The following is a 22759-nucleotide window of genomic DNA, read 5'->3' on the forward strand; positions in this document are numbered from 1 at the left end:
GAGGGGTGAGTATGGGATCATATTATTATCTTATCTCAGGTCTTCCCGAAGTGAAACTTTCTGATGCTAAGGCTAAGTATGATATTAATGAAATTACTCAAAGCATATTATCTAGTTTAAGTGCTAAAGATGCTAAATTTTTTAAGTATCTTGTATATCAAAATGATAATAAAAATTTAGTAAGTGCTATAGCAAAACAAAAGGGATTATTTACTCCTTATATAGAACATATAGAACCATCAATATTCAGTAAAGAAGAAATGCAGAAATATTCAAGCATATCAAATTTGCCATTATATATGAGTAAATTTTTAGAAGACAGTAAGAATGTTGAATGGGAAAATGCAAGACATATAGAAAATACTCTTTTAAATTTGTATTATGAAGAGATGATACAAAGCGGTAATTCATTTATAAAAAATTATGCTTTATTTATGAGAGATATGAAGAATGTTCTTGCTGCTTTAAATGGAAGAGGTTTAGGTTTCAGCAGTGATGAGATAGCTAAAGAGCTTATAGGAGATTATTCTTTAATATCTGCATTGACAAAATCTACAGCTTCAGATTTCGGAGTAGGCAGAGAGATACCATATATTAATACTATTGTAGAGACATTCAATTCATCAGATAAAGCAGATCCATATAATATGGAAAACATAGAATGTTCTTTGGTAAGAGAATTTTTAGATAAATTAACATCTATAAAATCTTTCACAACAGATAATGTTTTTGCTTATTATATAAATCTCACTTATGCTGTTAGTATAAATGGAAGAAACGAAGAGGAAGGTAAAAAACATTTGGAGACGCTAATAGGTTCTTTGAAGGCAAAAGCGTCTGCTATGTAATGTATGTATAATTAATTAGGAGATAGAAATGACTAAAGGTAAAGTAACTGCTATTATATCAAACCTAATTTCAATAGAGGTAGACGGTCCTGTTTCACAAAACGAGATATGTTATGTATCTTGCGGTAATGCGAAACTTATGGCTGAGGTTATTAAAATATCAGGTACTAGTGCTAGTGCTCAGGTATTTGAATCTACTAGGGGTGTAAAATTAGGTGATGCCGTAGAGTTTACTGGTTCAATGTTAGAGATTGAATTAGGACCTGGACTTTTAGGTAAAAACTTTGACGGACTTCAAAATGACCTTGACAAATTACAAGGTGTATTCTTAGAAAGAGGTAAATATAATGATCTTTCTGAAGATAAAGAATCAACTTATGACTTTACTCCGATAGCTAAAGTAGGAGAGGAAGTACAAGCTGGAGATTGGATTGGTGCTGTTAAAGAAGGTTGGATTGACCATAAAATAATGGTTCCTTTCAAATTTGAAGGTAAAGGTGTTGTTGAAAGCGTAGCTTCAGCAGGCACTTATCATTTACAAGATACACTAGCTGTAATCAAATCAGCTAATGGTGAAAAAGTAAATGTAACTATGATACAAACTTGGCCTGTAAAACTTACTATTAAAGCATATAAAGAAAAGCCAAGACCTTTCAAACTATTAGAAACAGGTGTAAGAACTATAGATACATTCAACCCTATTACTGAAGGCGGTACAGGATTTATTCCGGGACCATTCGGAGCAGGTAAAACGGTATTACAGCACGCTTTAGCTACTAACGCAAATGCTGACTTGATTATAATGACAGCTTGCGGTGAGAGAGCTAATGAGGTAGTAGAAATATTTACAGAATTCCCAGAACTTATAGACCCTAGAACAGGAAGAAGTTTGATGGAAAGAACAACAATCATCTGTAACACTTCTAACATGCCTGTTGCTGCCCGTGAAGCTTCAGTTTATGTAGGTATGACTATAGCTGAATATTACAGATCAATGGGACTTAAAGTTCTTCTTCTTGCTGACTCTACTTCTCGTTGGGCACAGGCTTTAAGAGAGATGTCTAACAGACTTGAGGAGTTGCCAGGACCAGACGCATTCCCTATCGACTTGCCAGCTATTATTTCTAGTTTCTATGCTAGAGCAGGTTTCGTATACTTAAATAACGGAGAAACAGGTTCTATTACATTCATAGGTACAGTATCTCCTGCAGGCGGTAACTTGAAAGAGCCTGTAACAGAATCTACTCGTAAAGCTGCTAGATGTTTCTACGCTTTATCACAGAAACGTGCTGATAGTAAGAGATATCCTGCTGTTGATCCATTAGATTCTTATTCTAAATATATTGAATATCCAGAGTTCATAGAATTCTCAGATATTAATATAGAAAAAGGCTGGGCTGATAAAGTAACTAAAGCAAAAGATATTGCTAGAAGAGGACAAGAAGCTAATGACCAAATAAGCATTCTTGGTGATGACGCAGTACCTCTTGAATACCATCAGCGTTTATGGAAAGCAGAACTTATAGACTTCGTTATCTTACAGCAAGACGCTTTCGATAAAGTAGATAAGAACTGTCCTATAGAAAGACAAAAAGAATTATTAAATCAAGTTATGAAAGTTGTAGAAGCTGATTACAGATTTGATGATTACAGCGAAGTAGGTACTTATTTCAAAAGACTTATTAACGCATTCAAACAGATGAACTATTCTGTATATCAGTCTGATGATCACAAAAAATACACAGCTGAGATGGAATCAATATTTGCTGAAAGGAGTATAACACATGCCTAAAGCATTTCAAAAAGTATATACAAAATTAGTACAGATCACTAAAGCAACTGTATCTTTAAGAGCAGAAAATGTTGGTAACGATGAGATGGCTCTAGTAGCCGGCAGACCTGCTCAGGTTGTAAAAATGATTGGAGATATTGTTACACTTCAGGTTTTCCAAGGTACTGAAGGTATACCTACTAACGCTGAAGTTGTATTCTTAGGCAGACCTCCTAGACTTAAAGTAAGCGAACTTCTTGCCGGAAGATTCTTCAATGCTTATGGTGAGCCTATTGACGGAGGTGCAGAAATTGAAGGTAAGGAAGTAGAAATCGGAGGCCCTTCTGTAAACCCTGTTAGAAGAAAACAGCCTTCCGAACTTATCGCTACTGGTATTGCTGGAATCGACCTTAACAATACACTTGTTACAGGACAGAAAATACCATTCTTCGCAGACCCAGACCAGCCTTATAACGCAGTACTTGCACAGGTTGCTTTGAGAGCTGAAGCTGATAAGATCATTCTTGGAGGTATGGGACTTTCTAACGATGACTACTTATCATTCAAAAATACATTCACTGAAGCTGGAGCATTAGATAAAATTATATGTTTCATCAATACTACTGATGACCCTCCAGTAGAAAGACTTTTGATACCTGATATGGCTTGTACAGCTGCTGAATATTTCGCAGTTGAGCATAAGCAGAAAGTTCTTGTTCTTCTTACAGACATGACACTTTATGCAGATGCTTTAGCTATCGTATCTAACAAGATGGACCAAATTCCTTCTAAAGACTCTATGCCAGGTTCTTTATATTCAGACCTTGCTAAAATATATGAGAAAGCAGCTCAGTTCCCAGACGGCGGATCTATTACTATTATTGCTGTTACTACTCTTAACGAAGGTGATATTACTCACGCTGTACCAGACAACACTGGTTACATCACTGAAGGTCAGCTTTACTTAAGACGTGACTCTGATATAGGTAAAACAATCATTGACCCATTCAGAAGTCTTTCACGTTTGAAACAGTTGGTTATAGGTAAGAAAACTAGAGAAGATCACCCTGCTGTAATGAACACTTTAGTTCGTCTTTATTCAGATGCTGCTAATGCTAAAATGAAAAAAGAAAACGGTTTCGACTTAACAGAGTATGATGAAAGATGTTTGAAATATGCTGCTGAATATTCTGAAAGATTATTAGCAATAGACATTAACATCAAAATCGATGAGATGTTGGAAACAGGCTGGGAGTTAATGGGTAAATATTTCAGTAAAGCAGAGGTTGGTATTAAAGACTCTCTAGTAGAACAATTTGGAAAATGGAAAAACTAATTTAAAAAGTAGGTAAAAATATGGCATTAAAGTTTCAATACAATAAAACGGCTCTTCAAAACCTAAGACGCCAGCTTTCTATTCGTGAGAAAGCATTGCCTACTTTGAAAAGTAAAGAGGCAGCTCTTCGTCTTGAGGTAAGAAAGATTACCGCTGAGATTGAATTACTTAAAGAAGAATACCAAAAGTTAGTTAAAGAAAATCAAAACTACAATGGTTTTTGGACTGAGTTTCCTGAAATAGTAAAAATCAAGAAAATCAATTCCGACTTGAAAAATATTGCCGGTGTTAAAGTTAATATACTTTCTAATATAGATTTTGCTATTGAAAATGTCAGCCTCTTTAATATGCCTTCTTGGATAAGACTTGCTATAAGTATGTTTGAACGCCTTATGACTATTCAAGTAAAAATTGAAATGACTGAGGAAAGACTTAATGCTTTGGCTTATGCTAGGAAAAAAACTACTCAGAAAGTTAACCTTTATGAGAAAGTACAAATACCTGAGTATAAAACAGCCATAATCAAGATTAAAAGGTATATGGAAGATGAAGATAATTTAAGTAAATCTTCTCAAAAGATAGTTAAAGAAAGAAACAGAGCTAAGGAGGCATCTTTATGATTAGAAAAATGAAGAAACTCTCTCTCTTTGTCTTTCATGAGGATAGGGAAAAAACTTTAAGCGATTTGGCATCACTTGGACTTGTGCATATTGAAATTGCTAATGGTGTTTCATCTGAAAATATAGAGAATATTTCAAGTAAGAAAAATGATGCTTTAAGAGCTAAAAATATTATTAATAATGCTTTGGCTGATGCTAAAAAGGCTAAAAAAGATGTTTCTAATTTGAAAGCTGATAATTTATCAAAAAAAGCCAGCGAAATTGTAGAAAATGTTATAAGTACTTCTCAGGCTTCTGATAAATTAAAAGCTGAAAGAGATATGCTCAAAAAAGAGTTATCTGTTATAGCTCCTTTCGGAGATTTTAGCTTTGATAAAGTTAATGGCTTAAAAGAAAAAACAGGTTATAACCTTCTATTCTACACAGCAAATGCTAAAGAGTATAATGACTATAATTTCTCTGAAGTTAAGGATATATTTACTTATCCTATTAAAGAGGAAGCTGGAAAAGTTTATTTTGTTGCTTTCAAAAAAGACGGCAGCGAAGAGACTATTCCTTTCGATATAGTTAATATGCCTTCTCATTCTTATAATGAAATAAGTGAGAAAATAGCTAAGCTTGATAAAGAAATAGAAAATAATGATACTGAGATTATAAAAAATCAGGTATTTATAGATGCTATTAATAAAGAAATAGATAATCTTAATATTTCTAATCATTTTGAAGAAGCTAAAGAGAGCTTTGTAGCTAGCGAAGGCACTGAAGGAAAAATCCTTTATGTAGAGGCTTATGTTCCTAAAGATAAAGAAAGCGAAGTGAAGTCTGTACTCGACAGCAAGAAAATAGCTTATATAATGGAAGATCCTTCAAGAGATGATAGAGTTCCTGTTGAGCTTAAAAATAATAAGTATTCAGGTGCTTATGAGCTTATTACAAAATTATTCCAATTACCGAATTATTTCGAGATAGATTTAACTCCTATGATAGCAGTTTTCTATCCATTATTCTTCGCTTATTGTTTCGGTGATTCAGGATATGGTATAGTATTAACTATAGTAGCTTTAATAGGCTTATTTACAGTATTAAAAGGACAATTAAGAGGAGTAGGCATACTTGCTTTAACATTAGGTATATGTACTACTATTATGGGTGTTATAAACGGAGGTAGTTTCTTTGGTGTAAGCATACCTTCAAATACACAAATACCTATATTTGCTACTTTAAGTAAGTATTTAATAATTACAGACTTAAAAGAAAATTGGTTCTTAACTCCATTTAATACAGCATTGCTTATAGGCGTACTTCATATATGTTTTGCTTTATTGGTAGGTGTTATAGACAGAATTAAAACTAGCCCTATAGGCGATATACTTGGTGCTATAGGTAAACTTCTATTCATACCGGGACTTGTTTTATGGTTCTTGGGAGATATGCAGAAAATGGAAGTTATCAAACAATTCAGCACCGTATATTATGCTTTAATAGCTGTTGGTCTGGTATTCTTAGTAATACTTTCTAATGTTGGTAAGAAGCCTGATGTATTAAACTCTATACTTGGAGTTTATTTTGCGGCAACTGGTATAATGGGTGATACACTTTCTTATATACGTTTGTTTGCTTTAGGTGCATCTGGTTCTATATTGGCATTGGTAATAAATCAGATAGGTATGAGTTTCAAAGCTATTCCTGGTGTTGGCGTAGTGATAATGGTTGTATTCCTTGTAGTAGGACATATAGCTATATTCTTACTAAATATACTTGGTGCTTTGGTACACCCTTTGAGATTAACATTTGTAGAATTCTACAATAACGTTGGTTTTGAAGGCGGCGGAAAAGAGTATAAGCCTCTCAAAAAAGCGGCTTAATTAGTTTATATAAAAATAATTAAAAAAGAAAATAATCTAAAAAAGGAGATTTTATTATGGGTTTTACAATGAACACAGCACTTTTATTAGGATATTTAGGTGCAGGATTAATGGTAGGTATGTCTGGTATTGGTAGTGCAGTTGGTACTTCTATTTCTGCTATGACTACAGTTGGTGCTTTAAAGAAAAACAAAGATGCTTTCGGTAGCTGTCTTGTATTGAGCGCTTTACCTGGTACACAAGGTCTTTATGGTTTCGCAGCTTTCTTCATTATGCAGCCTTATCTAACAGCTGACATAAGCATATTCCAAGGTGCTGCTATATTAGGTGCTGGTATTGCTGTTGGTTTAGCTTGTATGGTTTCAGCTATATTCCAAGGTAAAGTTTGTGCTAACGGTGTTGAAGCTATAGGTAATGGTTATGACGTATTCGGTAACACTATCATCGTTGCTGTATTCCCAGAGCTTTACGCTATCGTTTCTTTCGCTACAGCATTCTTAATCAGCGGTGTTTTAGGTGCTTAATTAAGTAATTAATAAAAGTGAATAAATAAGAATCCGTAGGAGTGATAATAACTCTTACGGATTTTTTGTTTTTAATAAAAATAAAAAAAATCATATATAATTATGATATCAATTTTTTATTATCTATTATTTATATAGTTTTATTGTTATAAGGTATATTAATTTTATAAATTATTTATCTTTTTATTTAAAATAAGAGGAGTAAATTATATGAAAAAGTATATTGCAGAACCATTTAGAATTAAGATGGTAGAACCTATAAGAATGATATCTAGGGAAGAAAGAGAGCAAAAAATAAAAGAAGCGAATTATAATGTATTTGCTTTGAAAGCTGAAGATGTTTATATTGATTTATTAACTGATTCAGGTACCGGTGCTATGAGCGATAAGCAATGGTCTGGAATTATGATGGGTGATGAATCATATTCTGGAAGCAGAAGTTATTTTCATCTTATGGATGTTGCTAAATCTATATTCGGATACAAATATTTTCAGCCTGTTCACCAAGGAAGAGCAGCTGAAAAAGTATTGCTTCCTAATATAATTAAAAAAGGTCAGTATTCTATTTCAAATATGCACTTTGATACAACAAGAGGACATGTTGAATTAGCTGGAGGTATAGTTGTAGACTGTGTTTGTAAAGAGGCATTGGATACAGAGAACTATTTTGATTTCAAAGGTAATATGGATGTAGAAAGACTAGAGAAATTAATAAAAGAGTACAAGCCTGAGAATGTAGGTATTATTATAATGACAATTACAAATAATACAGCAGGAGGTCAGCCTGTATCTATACAAAATATAAAAGAAACTTCTGAAATAGCCAAGAAATATAATATTCCTCTTATTATAGATGCTGCCAGATATGCTGAAAACTCTTATTTTGTTAAGAAAAGAGAGAAAGGCTACGAAAATAAATCAATAAGAGAAATAGTAAAAGAGACTTTCCAATATGCTGACGGATTTACTATGAGTGCTAAAAAAGATGCTATAGTTAATATGGGCGGATTAATAGGTATAAAAGATGATGAAGCTTTATATGAAAAAATTAAAATATCTACTATTCCTAATGAGGGATTTGTTTCATACGGCGGATTATCCGGAAGAGATTTAGAAGGTCTTGCTATAGGTTTAGATGAAGGATTGGATGTTGATTATTTGCATTATAGAATAGGACAGATTGAATATTTAGGTGATATATTAAGAGAAGCTAAAGTACCTTTTCAATATCCTGTAGGAGGACATGCTTTATTTGTAGATGCTAAAAAACTTCTTCCTCATATTCCTTATTATGAGTTTCCTGGACAGGCTTTGGCTATAGAATTATACAGAGAAGCAGGAATAAGAGGCTGCGATATAGGTTCTTACATGATAGGAAATGATCCTAAAACAGGAAAGCAAATAGAATCTGAATTGGAATTAACAAGATTAGCTATACCTAGGAGAGTTTATACACAGGCACATATGGATGTTGTAGCTGAGGCTTTGATATCAATAAAGGATAGAGCTTCTTCTATAAGAGGATATAGAATAACTTGGGAGCCTCCTATATTAAGACATTTTACATCCAAATTAGAACCATTATCTTAATAATAGAATAAGTGTGTAGATATGAATAAAGAGAGAGGAAATTTTAGCAGTTCTATAGGTTTTATTATAGCTTGTGTTGGATCAGCTGTTGGTATAGGGAATGTTTGGATGTTTCCTTGGAGAGTAGGGCAATTCGGCGGGGCAATATTTCTTATATTATATTTTTTCTTCGTTATTGCTCTAGGTGTAATAGGTTTAATAGGCGAATTTACATTGGGCAGAATGAATAAAACAGGCCCTATAGGTTCTTTTGAAAATGCTTTAAAAACTAGAAATAAAAATTTCGGAGCTATTATAGGCATCATTCCTATGATTGGGGCTCTTGGTATAGCTATAGGATATTCTGTAGTTGTAGGGTGGATATTAAGATATACTGTAGGTGCTATAGACGGCAGTTTATTTTCATCTTCAGATATTGGTATATATTTTGTATCTATTATAACTGATTTTGGAAGTGTACCTTGGCATATTACAGGAATATTCATTTGCGTTATTATATTAATTGGCGGAGTAAGCAAGGGAATAGAACTAGCTAATATGTTATTAATACCTCTATTCTATATATTGTTTATTATATTATTAGTGAGAGTATTAACTTTACCCAATATAAAAGAAGGAATATATTATTTATTATTTCCTAATTGGAAGATTTTATATAATCCTAAGGCTTGGGCTATGGCGCTTGGTCAGGCATTTTTTTCTATATCTTTAGCCGGAAGCGGAATGGTAGTATACGGATCATATTTAAAAGATGATATAAACATACCAAAGTCTGCAATTCAAACTGCTGTTTTTAGTTCTTTAGGTGCTTTATTATGTGCTTTTGTGGTTATACCTGCTGTATTTGCATTTGGAATAAATCCTAATGCAGGGCCTCCTTTAATATTTATATCTATACCTTTAGTATTTCAAAAAATGCCTTTCGGTTATTTTTTCTCTATACTATTTAATATATCAATATTATTTGCGGCTATTTCATCTTTGATAAATTTGATGGAATGTCCTATTGAGGCATTAGAAAATAGATTGAAATTATCAAGAAAGGTTTCTGTTATTACTATTGGAATAATCATGATAGCTATAGGTATTTTTATAGAAAGAGCTGATAGAGTAGGATCATGGATGGATTTTGTTTCTATGTATATTGTTCCTACAGGAGCTATGCTTTCTGCTGTAATGATTTTCTGGGTTATAGGAATGAAAACTTTCAGAGAAAATGCTGAAAAGGGAATGAATAAACATTTGCCTAAATGGTTTGATTTTATGTCTAAATATGTATTTGTTGGAGTATCTATTTTGATTTTAATATTAAGTATTACATTGGGAGGATTCTAATAAATATATAATTTATTAATAAGAGGGTTAGGTTATTATGCCTAGCCTTTTTTATAATCAAAATTGACAAATAATAATAGTCTGTTAAAATAGCTTAATTAAAAATAATATAATGGAATATGCAATATGGCTGAAAACTATAAGGTAATAGCAAGAAAATACCGTCCTCAAACTTTTGAAGAAGTTATAGGACAGGAACATATCACTAAAACAATATCAAAAAGTATAGCTCAGAAAAAAATAGCTCATGCATATCTTTTTTCTGGTGCTCATGGTGTAGGTAAAACCTCTCTTGCTAGAATTATAGCTAAAGCATTAAACTGTGTTAATGGCCCTACTGATAAGCCTTGCGGAGTTTGTCCTTCTTGTACTCAAATAGAAAATGGTACTCCTCTTGATGTTATAGAAATTGACGGCGCCAGCAATAGAGGTATAGAGAATATAAGAACTATTATAGAAAATGTAAGAATATCTCCGGTTGCTGGAAAATATAAAGTATATATCATAGACGAGGTGCATCAGATAACTAATGAAGCTTTTAATGCACTTCTTAAAACTTTAGAAGAGCCTCCTGCTCATGTAGTTTTCATACTTGCTACTACAGAAGCTGAAAGGGTACTTCCTACTATAAGAAGCCGTTGTCAGCAATATACTTTTAAATCTCTTGGTATAGAAGACTTAGAAAAAATATTAAAAGGCATACTTGATAAAGAAAATATTAAATATGATGAAGAAGCAATTTTCTTAATAGCTAAGCAGGCCAGAGGTTCTGTACGCGACAGTGAAACTATACTTGAGAAAATGATAGCCTACACTACAGATAAAAAGTATATAACTAGTGCAGATGTTAATGCTGTTGTCGGAGGAAATAATTTTTCTTTTGTCAAAGGTTTTTTTGATATTATGATTGAAGGTGATAAAAGAAAATATTTTGAATTTGTAAAGAAATTATTTGAAGAGGCAGTTGATCCGAGAACTTTTATTAACAGCATAATAGAGTATATACGTGTTGTGCTTATGATAAAAAGCGGTATTGATGATATAAAATTATTAGAGATAACTGAAAATGAGAGAGATGATTTAAAGACTTTTGCTAATCATTATAATGATGATGAAATAGAGAGAATACTTGATTATATATTATCTGTTGAAGAGCGTATAAGAAGTGCTTCGAATACTAGAACTATATTTGAAATGCGTATGCTTTTACTTCTTAATACTGATAATTTGATTCGTCCTGTTGATATAATATCTTCAAATATGCAGTCTGTTTCTTCTGTTTCTGTTAATGAAGATTATGGATTTGAAAGTGTAAGCAGCAGCAATAATTCTGCTGTTAATAATTCTTCAGCAGTAAATCAGCCTAAACCTCAATATGATGTTCCTTTGAATCCAAACGATAAGAGAAGAATATTCTATAATAAAATACTTTCATTTATAGAGTCAGAAAGCCCTACTATATACTCTTTATTATCTCAAGGAAACCCTATAGAAAGTAAAGGTGCTGTTTTAATAGTGGCATTACCGGATCATATATATGATATGACTCAGACAGATAAACGCATAAATGATTTAGTGGCAAAAGCTATACCTCATTTCACTAAGAATAAAGATGTGGCTATACAATTTCAGAAGGCAGTTGAAGGAAACATGATAGATAAATTAAAGAGCAAATTGCAGGCTACAGAGGTAGATGAAAGTTCTTTATAATTTTTTATAGAATTATAGTTTTTGTATATAGCTAAATAATTATATGAACAATAGTACAATAAATACACATACTACGGTTTAATATTTTCAAAATATGTATTGAATATAGTGTACAACAAATAATAAAATTAAAAATCTAAATTTTAACTTTGTAATTGTTTATTCAACTTTTTCCCGCCACACTACTTCCTTCGGTCGCAAAAGAACTGTGGATTCGGGGGCTAGCCCCTGAAAATAATAGCAATATAAAAACTAACTTTGTCAAACGATGCACTTTATATAAAATTATCAACTTTTTTGCCGCACAAAAAAGTTGCTATATCCTCGACAAGCTCGGATACGCTTTGCGAAAACGCAATTGCTAGAACTTTATATTTTAAGAATATCTATCAAATATGGTGTAATACCCTAATTTTAGGTTAAAAATGCAGTTTTTTTGGTTCTTTTATACTAATAAAAGAACTTGGGTGCTGCGTAAGCACACAGAGTGGGGGGCAAAGCCCTGCAGATATTTAAAATTAAAAAAATTATTTCTGACAAAGTATATTTGTTTAGGTATATATTGTATAATAACAAGTAATCAGCCGCACTTATAGTTGGCTATCCATAATGATTTACGATACCGTGCGGAAATCCTCTGTGAAGCGTACCCAATGGGTATAGGCGAATAGTTGACAAACTTAGATTTTTTCAGTATAGTATAAAACTTATAAAATTCAAAAGGCTATTAATAAATATGAAAAAGCAACAAAATGAAGAAGCTGTTAGGCTTGTAAAGGTTATATTAGAATCCGGTTTTGCAAGCAGAAGAAACTGCGAGAAGGCTATAATGTCGGGAAGAGTTAGGGTAAATAATCAGGTTATACTCGATCCTGCTTATAGAGTTAAAGAAGATGATTCTGTTTCTATTGACAGAGAATTAATAAAAAGACAGACTAAAAGGTATATGGCATTATACAAACCTATAGGTGTTGTAAGCACTACAAAATATTTACCTGGAAGAAGAATCATCACAGAATTTTTCAAAGGTATTAAAGAAAGGCTTTTTTATGCTGGAAGGCTTGACTCCGAATCAAGAGGTATAATGATAATAACAAATGACGGAGAGTTTGCTAATATCATTACTCATCCTTCATACGAAATTTTAAAAGTTTATGATGTTACTGTTAATGGCAAAATAGATTCTGAAGCTCTTTTGAATGCAAGCAAAGGTATAACAATTAAAAATGTTTCATATTCGCCTTTTAAATTTAAAATTTTATCAAAGGGCAGAATACAAAGTAAAATACGCTTAACTATAAACGAAGGAAAAAACAGAGAGATAAGAAAGATATTCGATCACCTTGGATATAAAGTTATAGATTTGGAGAGAATTTCCGTAGGCTGTGTAAGCAAATACGATGAAGTTTCCGGAACTTTAGAGGCTGGTCATATAAGAGATTTAACTAAAAAAGAGATAGATTTCTTCTTCAAACAAAAAGATAAAAAATTAAAAGATATTGAAAGTATATTTGAAAATATTCCTGATGATATAGATGATATAGAAGATGAAAATTATGAAGATAGTATTTTAAATAGCAGTAACAACGATAAAGAAGAAAAGAAAAAAGTTCATGATAAATCGAAATGGGCTAAGGCTAAGCCAAAGAAAAAAAGATTAGTTACAAAAAAGTCTTCTACATTTAAAGGAAAAATGCAGAAGAAAAGTAGTAAATCTGAATTTTCTGAAAATAGAAAAGATAAAAAACTTACAAGCAAAAAAAATAATAAATCAATTAATAAAAAAAGTACTAGGAAAGCAGATTTTAAATCTAATAAACGCTAGGGTGGGTATGCTTTTTTCTAAATAAGCTTTTAACATAAATAAAATTTTTAATTCAGTGATAGCTTTAAATATAAAAGGGCGGGGTATGTAAATTAAGTTTTAAGATTTAATTACATTTGCCCACCCTTTATATTTTTTAAACTATTTGTGATTTTTGTATTATTTTTTCTTTTAGTTTTTGTCAGTTATTTTTGCTGCCCACCCAGGATTTTTTTAAATTCATGACGTATCCTCCCGCACGCTGAGTTAAGCATATAAGTATATGCTGATTAATAATAACATGGCAACTATATAAAAAATCTAATTCACCGTGCGTGAAGCAGATTAAAAGTCTAATTAAATTTTGGGCGGGTATGCTTTTTTCTAAATAAGCTTTTAACATAAATAAAATTTTTAGTTCAACGATAGCTTTAAACTTAAAAGGGCGGGATTTAAAAGATTGACAATATCTTTAATTTTTTTAAATCATTTATCTCTTTTGGTATTTTTTCTAACTTGTTTGAATCAAGAATAAGTTCTTCTAAATTTTCTAAATTTTTTATTTGCCTGTCTATCTTTTTTATTTTATTGTAGGATATATCAAGGAATTCAATATTATATAATTTGAATATGCCGTCAGGAAGATAAGATATATTACAGCTGCTTATGTCTAGTTCTTTTAAGTTTATAAGCTTTTCTATATATTCATCAATTTTATCAATATAATTATTAGATATATTCAAATATTCAAGCATTGTTAAATAAAATACTTCTTTAGGAAGAATCTTTATATTATTAGCAGATATATCAAGTACTTTAAGTTTTTTTAAGTTTTTTATTTGTTTTGGTATTTTTTCTATATAGTTTAAAGATAAATATAGCTTTTCTATATTTGTAAGTTTAAAAATTTCTATAGGTATTTTTTCAATGTCTAAATTGCTTAAATTTAATTCTTTTAATGAAGTTATTCTTTTTTTAGTCATACTTGAAATATGATATATTTTATTTTTTTTAGCCCATTTAATTAATTTATGAAAATCATTATCCGTCATTATCTTACCTCATAATAATATATTAACATAGAATTATGACAAAAAATGACATTTATATATATTTTTGTATATTTTTTGGCATATTTTTATATATTATCAGAGTATAAGAAATTTGTGAAATAATCAGGATAATCTATTTCAAAGTCTAATAATTCTTTAGTTATAGGATGCATAAACTCGATTTTTTTGGCAACTAGCATAAGCCCTGAATATTTAGAAAAACTTTTAGAATATATTTTATCTCCCGCTACAGGAAAGCCTTTATATGATGAATGCACTCTTATTTGATGGGTTCTGCCTGTTTTAAGATTAATTTCTATAAGAGTATGGGAATTAAATCTTTTTAAAACTTTTATATGAGTAAGAGCTTCTTTACCATCTTCTCTTACAGTCATTTTTTTTCTATATACATGATGCCTTCCTATAGGCAGATTAATCTCTAAATAATTATCTTTTAGTACGCCTACAACAATTGCATGATAAATCTTTTTTATAGTTCTGTTTTTAAATTGTTCCTGAATACTTGATACTATATTAGCATTTTTTCCTATAATCATAAGTCCTGAAGTATCTTTATCAAGTCTATGTATAATTCCAGCTCTCTCTTTATTTCCAACAAAATCAAAATCTTTTATTTTATAAAGAAGTGCATTAACTAAAGTTCCGCTCATTTCAGAAGGAGAACAATGAACACTCATACCTGCAGGCTTATTTATTACAAGTAAATATTTATCTTCGTAAAGTATATCTAAATCAATATTTTCAGGTATTGGATTTGCTGTATCTGTTTTTTCTTTAAAGATGTTTTCTGAATCAATTATTATATTATCATTTAATTTGAGAGAATATGATAATTTTTTTTCTATGCCATTAACAATTATAGAAGTTAAATAATTTTTTACTTGGCTTCTAGTAATATTTAATTTTTCGCTTATAAATGTATCTAATCTTTTTCCTATATCATCTTCTGTTATAATGAATGATTTTTTATTATCAGAATTATTTAAATCAATTTCATCATCTTCGATTTCTTCTGCATCAATTCCGTTTTTATTTTCTAAATTCATAATTAATTATTTTCTGTATTATTGTTAGATTCTATATTTTTCTTTTTATCAAAATCTTCTTTGAAAAAGAATACTCCTATTGCTATAATACATATACCTATTGTTATAGAGGCATCAGCAATATTATAATTATAAGGAAATCTTATAGTTTCATTAAAACCCATGCTTATAAAATCTGTAACATATCCTCTCATAATTCTATCAACTAAATTTCCCATAGCTCCTCCAAGAACCATAGTAAAACCTATCATAGATAATTTTTGTTTTTTTACATTGATAGAAATCATTATAAAGAAAATTATAATCATGGCTATAAATACTATAACTTTTAATAATTCAGGTATTATATGCTGAATTGTTTCAGGAACATTATTCAGAAATCCGAAAGATACTCCGTAATTTCTTGTATATATAAATATTAATATATCTCCTATTACTCTTTTAATTATAGTTTCCTGCAAATATTTATCTATAAAATATTTAGATATTGTATCAGCTATAAAAATTAGCATAGCTGTCAAAAAATATATTTTTTTCTGTTTTATTTCTTCTTTAATTGTATTTAATTTTATCATATTTTATTTCATCTCTAAGTTAATTTATTATATAAGCAGCAGCAAATAATTTAATATGCTTGTACATTTGAAGTTTTATGAAAAATAATAATAATTTATATTCGTAAAAATTACAAGTTTTTTTAATATGTAATAATATGTATTTATATACTTGTATTTACTTTTTTTTATAATTTATGTTATAATTAAAAAAATATAAATTTATAGGAATTAATAATTGTATGGACTTAAAAGATAAGGCCCAAAAAATATTAGATGCCAAAGTTCTTGTTATAGGCGATTTAATGCTTGACAGATTTACTTACGGAGATGTTATAAGAATATCACCTGAAGCACCAGTTCCAATACTTCATGTAAAGAATGAAGAGAGTTATTTAGGAGGTGCTGGAAATGTGGCTAGAAATATATCCGCTTTGATTGGAAATAGTAATAGTGATAATATATTTATGATAGGTGTAATTGGAAAAGATAAATCTGCAGATATCATAATGGAAAATATAAATTATGCTAATATATCATCAAAAGGAATTGTAATAGATGATACAAGATCTACTATAACAAAAACTAGAATAGTTGCTGGAACTCAGCAGATAGTTCGTATAGATGAAGAAGATACAAGTCCATTTTCTTCTAATATAGTAAAGAATATAGAAAAAGCATTTATGGATAATGTAGATAACTATAATGTTGTTATAATAAGTGATTATAATAAGGGAGTAATTACAAAACAATTATCAAAAAAGATAATAGATACCTGCAATAAAAAAAATAAGCCTGTATTAGTTGATCCTGCTATAAAACATTTTTCATTTTATAAGAAAGCTACTCTTATGACTCCTAATTTAAAAGAAGCTGTAGAAGGTGCAGAAAGTAAAGCCCCTTTTTATGAATTTGATGCAAAAGCTATAAAAGTTTTAGGAGAAAATATTATTAAAAAATTAAGTTTATCAAAATTAATGATAACTTTGGGAGCTAATGGAATGGCTCTATTTGATAAAGACATAAAACTTAAAGATAAAAATATTCCTTATATAATACCTACAAAGGCAAAGAGCGTATTTGATGTTTCAGGTGCTGGTGATACTGTTATATCTGTACTTGCTATGTGTTTATCAGTTGGTTTATCATTTAAAGAATCTTCTGAAATTGCTAATGCTGCAGCTGGAGTTGTGGTAGGTAAGAGGGGAACTTCTACTTTAAGTTTGAAAGAATTAATTGATGTACTATAGTGAATTATAAAATAGCTAAGTAATTTTATATATTAAGGTTGAAATATTATAAAGATTATTATGAAGAAAAAAATATTTATATTATTATTTATACTATTGTTTTTTATTTCTTGTTTACCTAGACCTTTAATAGTTCCTGCTAAGGTTGTTACAGAATTATCTCTTGGTGAAGATATAGGAATTTACAGCAATGAATTTGTAGATTTAGACAGCCCTAAAATATACAAAGTAGATAATGAATACTATTTCGGTGAATTTTATAGGGTAAAGAATGATACAGTTTATGCATTAGATTTATATAATTCAAGAATGGTAATAGCTTCAGGAAGTAATGTAAGATATTTTCCATTAGAGTATAAAAATCTTGAAACTTCAAAAATATCTCTTATAGATTCTAATTCTAATATATATATAACAGGATACAATTTAAGATATGTAGGCGATGTTGTAGTTAGTAATGTGATGATGTCTTTACCTTCTGAAAGTCCTTCTACAGAGGGAGATGATGCACCTCAAATAGAAACATATACAGTTAAAGTAACAAATACTAATTATACCAAAGTAGGTTTAGTTTCTTTAAATAAAATATCTCCGGAAGGAAATACACTTTACAGCATAGACACTGTTATAGATAATGAATATGAATCTTTAGTAAAATTATTAACATTGACTAATCATAAATTTGCTATATTAAAAAGAGATAAAGACAGAATACCTTTACTTGATATATATGATATGAACAGCGGTAAAATGGAAAACAGATATTCTCTTAAAGATGTTGAATATATGGATGCAGGTAAAATGTCATACAGAGAAATAGTTGATTGTGTTTATGTACCAGAAAAAGAGGTGCTGGCGATACTTACAATGAATATAGTTGAAGGAAAGCATCAGGAAGATATTATATATACTTCAAAATTAGATGATTTTAAATTAAAAGAATCTTATAAAATACCATGCCGGGATAATTCTTTGGCTGTTGGCATATCTAGTACAGGCAGAGTTACATATACAGGAATGGATAATGGAATGTATTTCTTTATAAAAACTAATCCTTTTCTATCTCAAAACCATTCTAAAGAATATTTAGGTACAGATGGATTTACTAAATTAAGAGGAATACATATGTTTGATGATTCTGTTTATGGATTTATGGTAGAAAATGGAGTTATTAAATTTCATAACTATTAAACAGTTTTTTGAAATGCTATTCTCTCTCCGCCGTTCAATTTTAAAATTATATTTCCGCATTGTTTGAAACCTTCTTTTTTAAGAAAGTTAAGCATAGGTATATTATCTTTGTGAGTATCTATTCTAATATTGCTGCATATATTTAAACAATAATTAAGACAAAATGAAGCAACTCCTTTTCTTCCTCCCATCACAGCTATTCTATGTATAGTACCGTATTCTTTATCATTAAGCCAATTACCATTATATATTTTATCATAATTCTCATCTTCTCCTATAGCAAAAGAAAATGTACCAATTATATCTCCATTGTCCTCTAAGCATACATAACTGCTGTCATTTTTTATATCTGATTCAACATCTTTCTTTCCTGGATATCCGTTAATCCATTGATTAGCATTATTATTTTCTGCCATGAACTTTCTTGCATAATCAAATATTTCCAAAATTTTATCAATATCATTAACTGTAGTTTTTCTTATCTGCATTCCTAAATACTCCGATTATTTATTATTATTTTCTTTTAAATATTCAAAAATAGTTTCTATATCTTTTTTACTAAGATTAATTTTTGAAAATAAATCCGCTCTATTTTCAAAAGTTTTTATAATGCTTCTTTTTCTTCTGTACTCATTAATATTTTTATGATTTCCTGAAAGAAGTATTTCAGGTACTTTCATATTATCTATTTCAGGCGGTCTTGTATACTGTTCATATTCTAAAAGTCCATTGCTATTTTCTTCAAATGTATCGCTTATTACAGACTCTTCATTATTCATAACGCCTTTATATCTTGCAATAGCGTCTAGTAATAAAAGGGCAGGTATCTCTCCTCCGCTTAATACATAATCGCCTATACTCAAAGCCTCATCTGCATATTTCTCTTCAACTCTGTAATCTATTCCCTCATAATGACCTAGTATCATTGTTATATGCTCTTTATCTGCTAACTCTTTTATTTTTTGCTGAGTGAGAGTTTTTCCTGATGGCGAAAAAATAACAGTATATCCTTTTTTATGATTGTCAAAATATTTTTTAAAAATATTATAAGTCATAATCATTCCAGGTCCGCCGCCATAAGGATAATCATCGCATTTTTTATAATTGCCTTCTCCGTATACTCTCATATCTTCAATATTTAAATCTATTTTTTTTTCATTGAGAGCCATTGATATAACACCAAAAGAAGTGGTGCTTTCATAAAATTTTGGAAAAAGTGTAAGAATGTCTATTATCATTTTAGCATTATACTTTATAAAAACTATATATCAAGTGCTTTAAATATAATAAAAACTTTGGATGTAAGTATACTGAAGATTATTATCAGTAAGTCATAAATTTTTTATTGATGATAAATGCCTTATTACTGTTATACTAATTCATACAAGAGTTTTAATCATGAAAATTTTAAAATACATAAATATAGCTATAGGTGAATACGAAAAATTAAAAAAATCAATTTGATTATATCAAGCACCTTTTGCAAATTTCCTAAAAGCCTGAACAGTCTGCACTGAGCCGTACCAGAATAAAATTTTACCTAAAAAATAAACTAAAACTCCAAATGTTTTAAAAAATAAATTCAGTTTAGATGCTGCATATTTTATTATAAGGCTGTAATCAGTAGGTATAAAATATTTTATTAACTCTGGAAATAGATTTTTATAATATAAACGTATTATATTAGCTTTAGTTAAATCAGGAATATAAAAAACAGTAAAACAAATAATGGTTATGAATATAGTCATAAATAAAGCCTTAATCCAATTCTGACCATTATCGCTGTATAGAGAACTTAAATATATTGAGGCTATATCTCCAACAATTTTATATAATTCTTTTATTTTTTTACTAAACGAATATTCTTTATTTTGTATAATGTCTTTTGCTGATTTTATTAAATCATCTTTATGGCATTCGATTTCTTTAGACTTATATTGTAAAGCATCAATTGTGTTATTTACTGCATAAGCCTGCTGTTTAAGAAATAAAGCGCTTTCACGATTAGCGAATTTATTCACTTTGAAGTTAACAGGATTGATTAAACCTCCATTAATAATAGAGCCTTTGAAGTCTGCTTCATTAACTTCTATATTTTGTAAATTAATTTTCCCATCAATATTAATATCAACAAAAGAAAGTTCTTTTATATCATTAGAATTAATTAAAGATAAATACGTACTACTGTTTTTCATTTTTATTTTATTAAAAATAATATAATCTATATTTAAGTTATATAATTCCATATTTTTACATATTGAAGTTTCAAAGAACTTTATACTATTTATAATATTAGTATTACTAATGTACATATCTTCATTTATATCTATATTCTCAAAAATTATTCCATTATTAAATTTACAGCAGTTTATTATAATAATATCATTAAAATTAGAATATGAGCTATAACTTTCATTAAAAAATACTTCGTTATTAAATATAGAATTAGAAAAATTAGTGAATCCGTTAAATACATTATTATCAAATCTAATTTTTTCATTAAAAATTGAATTTATAATTCTGAACATACTAAATTTAGAACTAATACATTTAAAAGAATTATAAAAATGGCAATCTTCAAAATATATATCATTATCAAAAGTAGAAGTTTTTATTATTACTTCATCAAAAAAATGTGAATATACACAATATACTTTTCCTATTTTTGTATCTAACAATTGTACAATGTTATTAAATATAATTTCATGTATTCTTATTGTATTTTTTAATTCTAAATTTGAAAAAGTAATTTTATAATTAATTTCTCTATTATTTAAAAAATCTTTTAATATATTTTCTAAATCAATGTAATCATTAATAATTATTTTTTTATTTATATTTCCTATTAATATTTCAAATTCTTTTTCTTCTTCATCTGTGATAGTTACAATATTATTTTCATTTGGTATTTTACCGTTTCTAATTGCCTGTTGATACAAATCCCATTTAAGCCAATCAATCAGTTCTTCTTCTGTATTATATTCGGTAGGCTGCTCATTAAATTCTTTTAAATCATTAACATTTAAAATAGTCATAAAAAACTCTTAAAAAATTTTCATTGTAAATTTATAAGTTTTAATATTATATAAATTTGCACTTTTGCAAAGCGTATCCGAGTTTATCGAGTATATAAGCAACTTTGACGAAGTCTTGATAAAAGTTGAATAAAAAACTTAAAAATTATAATTCAATTATAAACCAAATATATAAATCAGCAACAATATATAAGATGATTAAAAATTCTAAACAATGGCTAACAGCCCGCATGCTGATATTGGTTAGGCTATATTTTTGAGGCTTGCTAGAAATATAAGACTATCCTTTAATAATGTAATTGTTTTTTGGTTCTTTTTTACAAAAAAGAAATGCCGTTTTTTTGTTTCTTTTTTGGGCAAGCAAAAAAAGAACAATAATTTGCTTTACTTTAATAAAGTAATTGTTATTTGAAAGATTTAATCCCTAAAATATTTTGAATTAGTAAGTAGTAAAAATTTAAACTTGTATAATAGATTGACTTTTAATTAAAATTAATTTAAAATGCTTGAATCTTTAAGGGGGATATAGCTCAGTTTGGGAGAGCATCACAATGGCATTGTGAGGGTCGTGGGTTCGAGCCCCATTATCTCCAATTTTCTTTAATTGTTTGAGTTTATAAAAATCTTTAATTATTAAATATGCTTTTATTTTTAATAGAAAATATAATAATTGTTAAAATAAAAAAGTACAAACATATTAATTTATGCTTGTACTTTTATTTTTTAATTTAAAAAATTAACCTCTTCCTTTTTTAGTGATATTTCCTTCAAAATCTACAACTATTTTTTTTCTGCTTTTGAACTCTATACTATAATTTTTTCTATTTTTTTGTATATTTACAACTTTTTCATCAGGAAATTCTTTTTTAATAGCACTTTGAACTTTATCTTCTACGTATGCGATAGATATTTCTTCTCCGCCTCCGCTTACATTTCTCCATTCTCCATATGAATTAACATATATTTTAAGTCCGCCTTTAAATATTAAAGTATAAGAACCTCCCATTTCAGTGGCCCTAAATAAATAATAATCAGCAAAATATTTGTCGGCAAATGCTATAGCTTCATCTGGTACTTCACTTAAAGCTACAGAACCGCAGTAAGCATATATTGATAGTATAGATAAAGTTAATATTGTATATATTATTTTTTTCATTATAACCCTCCTGAAATTATTAGAGTAGATTATATATTATAAATAAAATAC

General features: G+C 29.0%; 19 protein-coding genes and 1 tRNA gene. 13 read left to right on the top strand and 7 right to left on the bottom strand.

Going from position 1 to position 22759, the window contains the following annotated elements; translation table 11 throughout:
- The first annotated feature begins 11 nt into the window (after window positions 1-11).
- The 10 genes from BHYOB78_RS00605 to BHYOB78_RS00650 all read left to right on the top strand — a co-directional run bounded on the left by BHYOB78_RS00605 (window position 12) and on the right by BHYOB78_RS00650 (window position 13424).
- Window positions 12-848: a DUF2764 family protein gene (locus tag BHYOB78_RS00605; RefSeq protein WP_020064761.1), complete on the top strand. Its 837-nt coding sequence runs from the start codon at window positions 12-14 to the stop codon at window positions 846-848.
- Between the two features lie 28 nt (window positions 849-876).
- Window positions 877-2640, top strand: coding sequence for a V-type ATP synthase subunit A (locus tag BHYOB78_RS00610; RefSeq protein ID WP_012671417.1), 1764 nt, complete (start codon window positions 877-879; stop codon window positions 2638-2640).
- The gene (locus BHYOB78_RS00615) at window positions 2633-3955 is read left to right on the top strand and encodes a V-type ATP synthase subunit B (RefSeq protein WP_012671418.1); all 1323 of its coding nucleotides are present in this window, start codon (window positions 2633-2635) and stop codon (window positions 3953-3955) included. Before BHYOB78_RS00610 ends, BHYOB78_RS00615 begins: the two co-directional genes overlap by 8 nt.
- A gap of 20 nt (window positions 3956-3975) precedes the next feature.
- On the top strand, window positions 3976-4575 hold the full coding sequence (locus BHYOB78_RS00620) for a V-type ATP synthase subunit D (protein WP_012671419.1): 600 nt from the start codon (window positions 3976-3978) through the stop codon (window positions 4573-4575).
- The gene (locus BHYOB78_RS00625; RefSeq protein ID WP_020064760.1) at window positions 4572-6440 is read left to right on the top strand and encodes a V-type ATP synthase subunit I; all 1869 of its coding nucleotides are present in this window, start codon (window positions 4572-4574) and stop codon (window positions 6438-6440) included. Before BHYOB78_RS00620 ends, BHYOB78_RS00625 begins: the two co-directional genes overlap by 4 nt.
- Before the next feature lie 56 nt (window positions 6441-6496).
- A complete protein-coding gene (locus tag BHYOB78_RS00630; protein ID WP_008721414.1) occupies window positions 6497-6964 on the top strand; it encodes an ATP synthase subunit C-like protein in 468 nt (155 codons plus the stop codon).
- Window positions 6965-7174: 210 nt separating this feature from the next.
- Window positions 7175-8554: a tryptophanase gene (locus BHYOB78_RS00635; RefSeq protein ID WP_020064759.1), complete on the top strand. Its 1380-nt coding sequence runs from the start codon at window positions 7175-7177 to the stop codon at window positions 8552-8554.
- Window positions 8555-8575: 21 nt separating this feature from the next.
- On the top strand, window positions 8576-9889 hold the full coding sequence (locus BHYOB78_RS00640) for a sodium-dependent transporter (protein ID WP_020064758.1): 1314 nt from the start codon (window positions 8576-8578) through the stop codon (window positions 9887-9889).
- A gap of 126 nt (window positions 9890-10015) precedes the next feature.
- A complete protein-coding gene (gene dnaX / locus BHYOB78_RS00645) occupies window positions 10016-11599 on the top strand; it encodes a DNA polymerase III subunit gamma/tau (protein WP_020064757.1) in 1584 nt (527 codons plus the stop codon).
- A gap of 736 nt (window positions 11600-12335) precedes the next feature.
- Window positions 12336-13424: a pseudouridine synthase gene (locus BHYOB78_RS00650; RefSeq protein ID WP_028331352.1), complete on the top strand. Its 1089-nt coding sequence runs from the start codon at window positions 12336-12338 to the stop codon at window positions 13422-13424.
- 431 nt (window positions 13425-13855) lie between these two features.
- On the opposite strand, the gene BHYOB78_RS00655 is transcribed toward BHYOB78_RS00650, so the two are convergent.
- The 3 genes from BHYOB78_RS00655 to lspA all read right to left on the bottom strand — a co-directional run bounded on the left by BHYOB78_RS00655 (window position 13856) and on the right by lspA (window position 16097).
- Window positions 13856-14455, bottom strand: a complete 600-nt coding sequence (locus BHYOB78_RS00655; protein WP_020064756.1) for a leucine-rich repeat domain-containing protein — start codon at window positions 14453-14455, stop codon at window positions 13856-13858.
- 86 nt (window positions 14456-14541) lie between these two features.
- A complete protein-coding gene (locus BHYOB78_RS00660) occupies window positions 14542-15522 on the bottom strand; it encodes an RluA family pseudouridine synthase (protein ID WP_020064755.1) in 981 nt (326 codons plus the stop codon).
- A gap of 2 nt (window positions 15523-15524) precedes the next feature.
- Complete coding sequence (gene lspA / locus BHYOB78_RS00665; RefSeq protein ID WP_020064754.1) at window positions 15525-16097, bottom strand: signal peptidase II; 573 nt, start codon at window positions 16095-16097, stop codon at window positions 15525-15527.
- A 221-nt stretch (window positions 16098-16318) separates the two neighbouring features.
- Here lspA and rfaE1 point away from each other — a divergent pair, with 221 nt between their 5' ends.
- Complete coding sequence (gene rfaE1, locus BHYOB78_RS00670) at window positions 16319-17326, top strand: D-glycero-beta-D-manno-heptose-7-phosphate kinase (protein ID WP_020064753.1); 1008 nt, start codon at window positions 16319-16321, stop codon at window positions 17324-17326.
- A gap of 60 nt (window positions 17327-17386) precedes the next feature.
- Complete coding sequence (locus BHYOB78_RS00675) at window positions 17387-18517, top strand: hypothetical protein (RefSeq protein ID WP_012671429.1); 1131 nt, start codon at window positions 17387-17389, stop codon at window positions 18515-18517.
- On the opposite strand, the gene BHYOB78_RS00680 is transcribed toward BHYOB78_RS00675, so the two are convergent.
- The 3 genes from BHYOB78_RS00680 to BHYOB78_RS00690 all read right to left on the bottom strand — a co-directional run bounded on the left by BHYOB78_RS00680 (window position 18514) and on the right by BHYOB78_RS00690 (window position 21552).
- The gene (locus tag BHYOB78_RS00680) at window positions 18514-19005 is read right to left on the bottom strand and encodes a GNAT family N-acetyltransferase (protein ID WP_020064752.1); all 492 of its coding nucleotides are present in this window, start codon (window positions 19003-19005) and stop codon (window positions 18514-18516) included. The two genes, BHYOB78_RS00675 and BHYOB78_RS00680, sit on opposite strands and share 4 nt — an antisense overlap.
- Window positions 19006-19020: 15 nt before the next feature.
- Window positions 19021-19755 carry a tRNA (guanosine(37)-N1)-methyltransferase TrmD gene (gene trmD / locus BHYOB78_RS00685; protein WP_020064751.1) on the bottom strand — a complete coding sequence of 245 codons (735 nt, stop codon included), beginning with the start codon at window positions 19753-19755 and terminating at the stop codon, window positions 19021-19023.
- 231 nt (window positions 19756-19986) lie between these two features.
- Complete coding sequence (locus tag BHYOB78_RS00690; protein WP_020064750.1) at window positions 19987-21552, bottom strand: hypothetical protein; 1566 nt, start codon at window positions 21550-21552, stop codon at window positions 19987-19989.
- Between the two features lie 519 nt (window positions 21553-22071).
- On the opposite strand from BHYOB78_RS00690, the gene BHYOB78_RS00695 reads away from it, so the two are divergent.
- Window positions 22072-22145: transfer RNA gene (locus BHYOB78_RS00695), tRNA-Ala, on the top strand.
- Window positions 22146-22288: 143 nt separating this feature from the next.
- Here BHYOB78_RS00695 and BHYOB78_RS00700 read toward each other — a convergent pair.
- Window positions 22289-22708, bottom strand: a complete 420-nt coding sequence (locus BHYOB78_RS00700) for a PepSY-like domain-containing protein (protein WP_012671433.1) — start codon at window positions 22706-22708, stop codon at window positions 22289-22291.
- Window positions 22709-22759: the final 51 nt, after the last annotated feature.

This window comes from Brachyspira hyodysenteriae ATCC 27164 (assembly GCF_001676785.2).
In the GTDB taxonomy this organism is placed as follows: Bacteria; Spirochaetota; Brachyspiria; order Brachyspirales; family Brachyspiraceae; genus Brachyspira; species Brachyspira hyodysenteriae.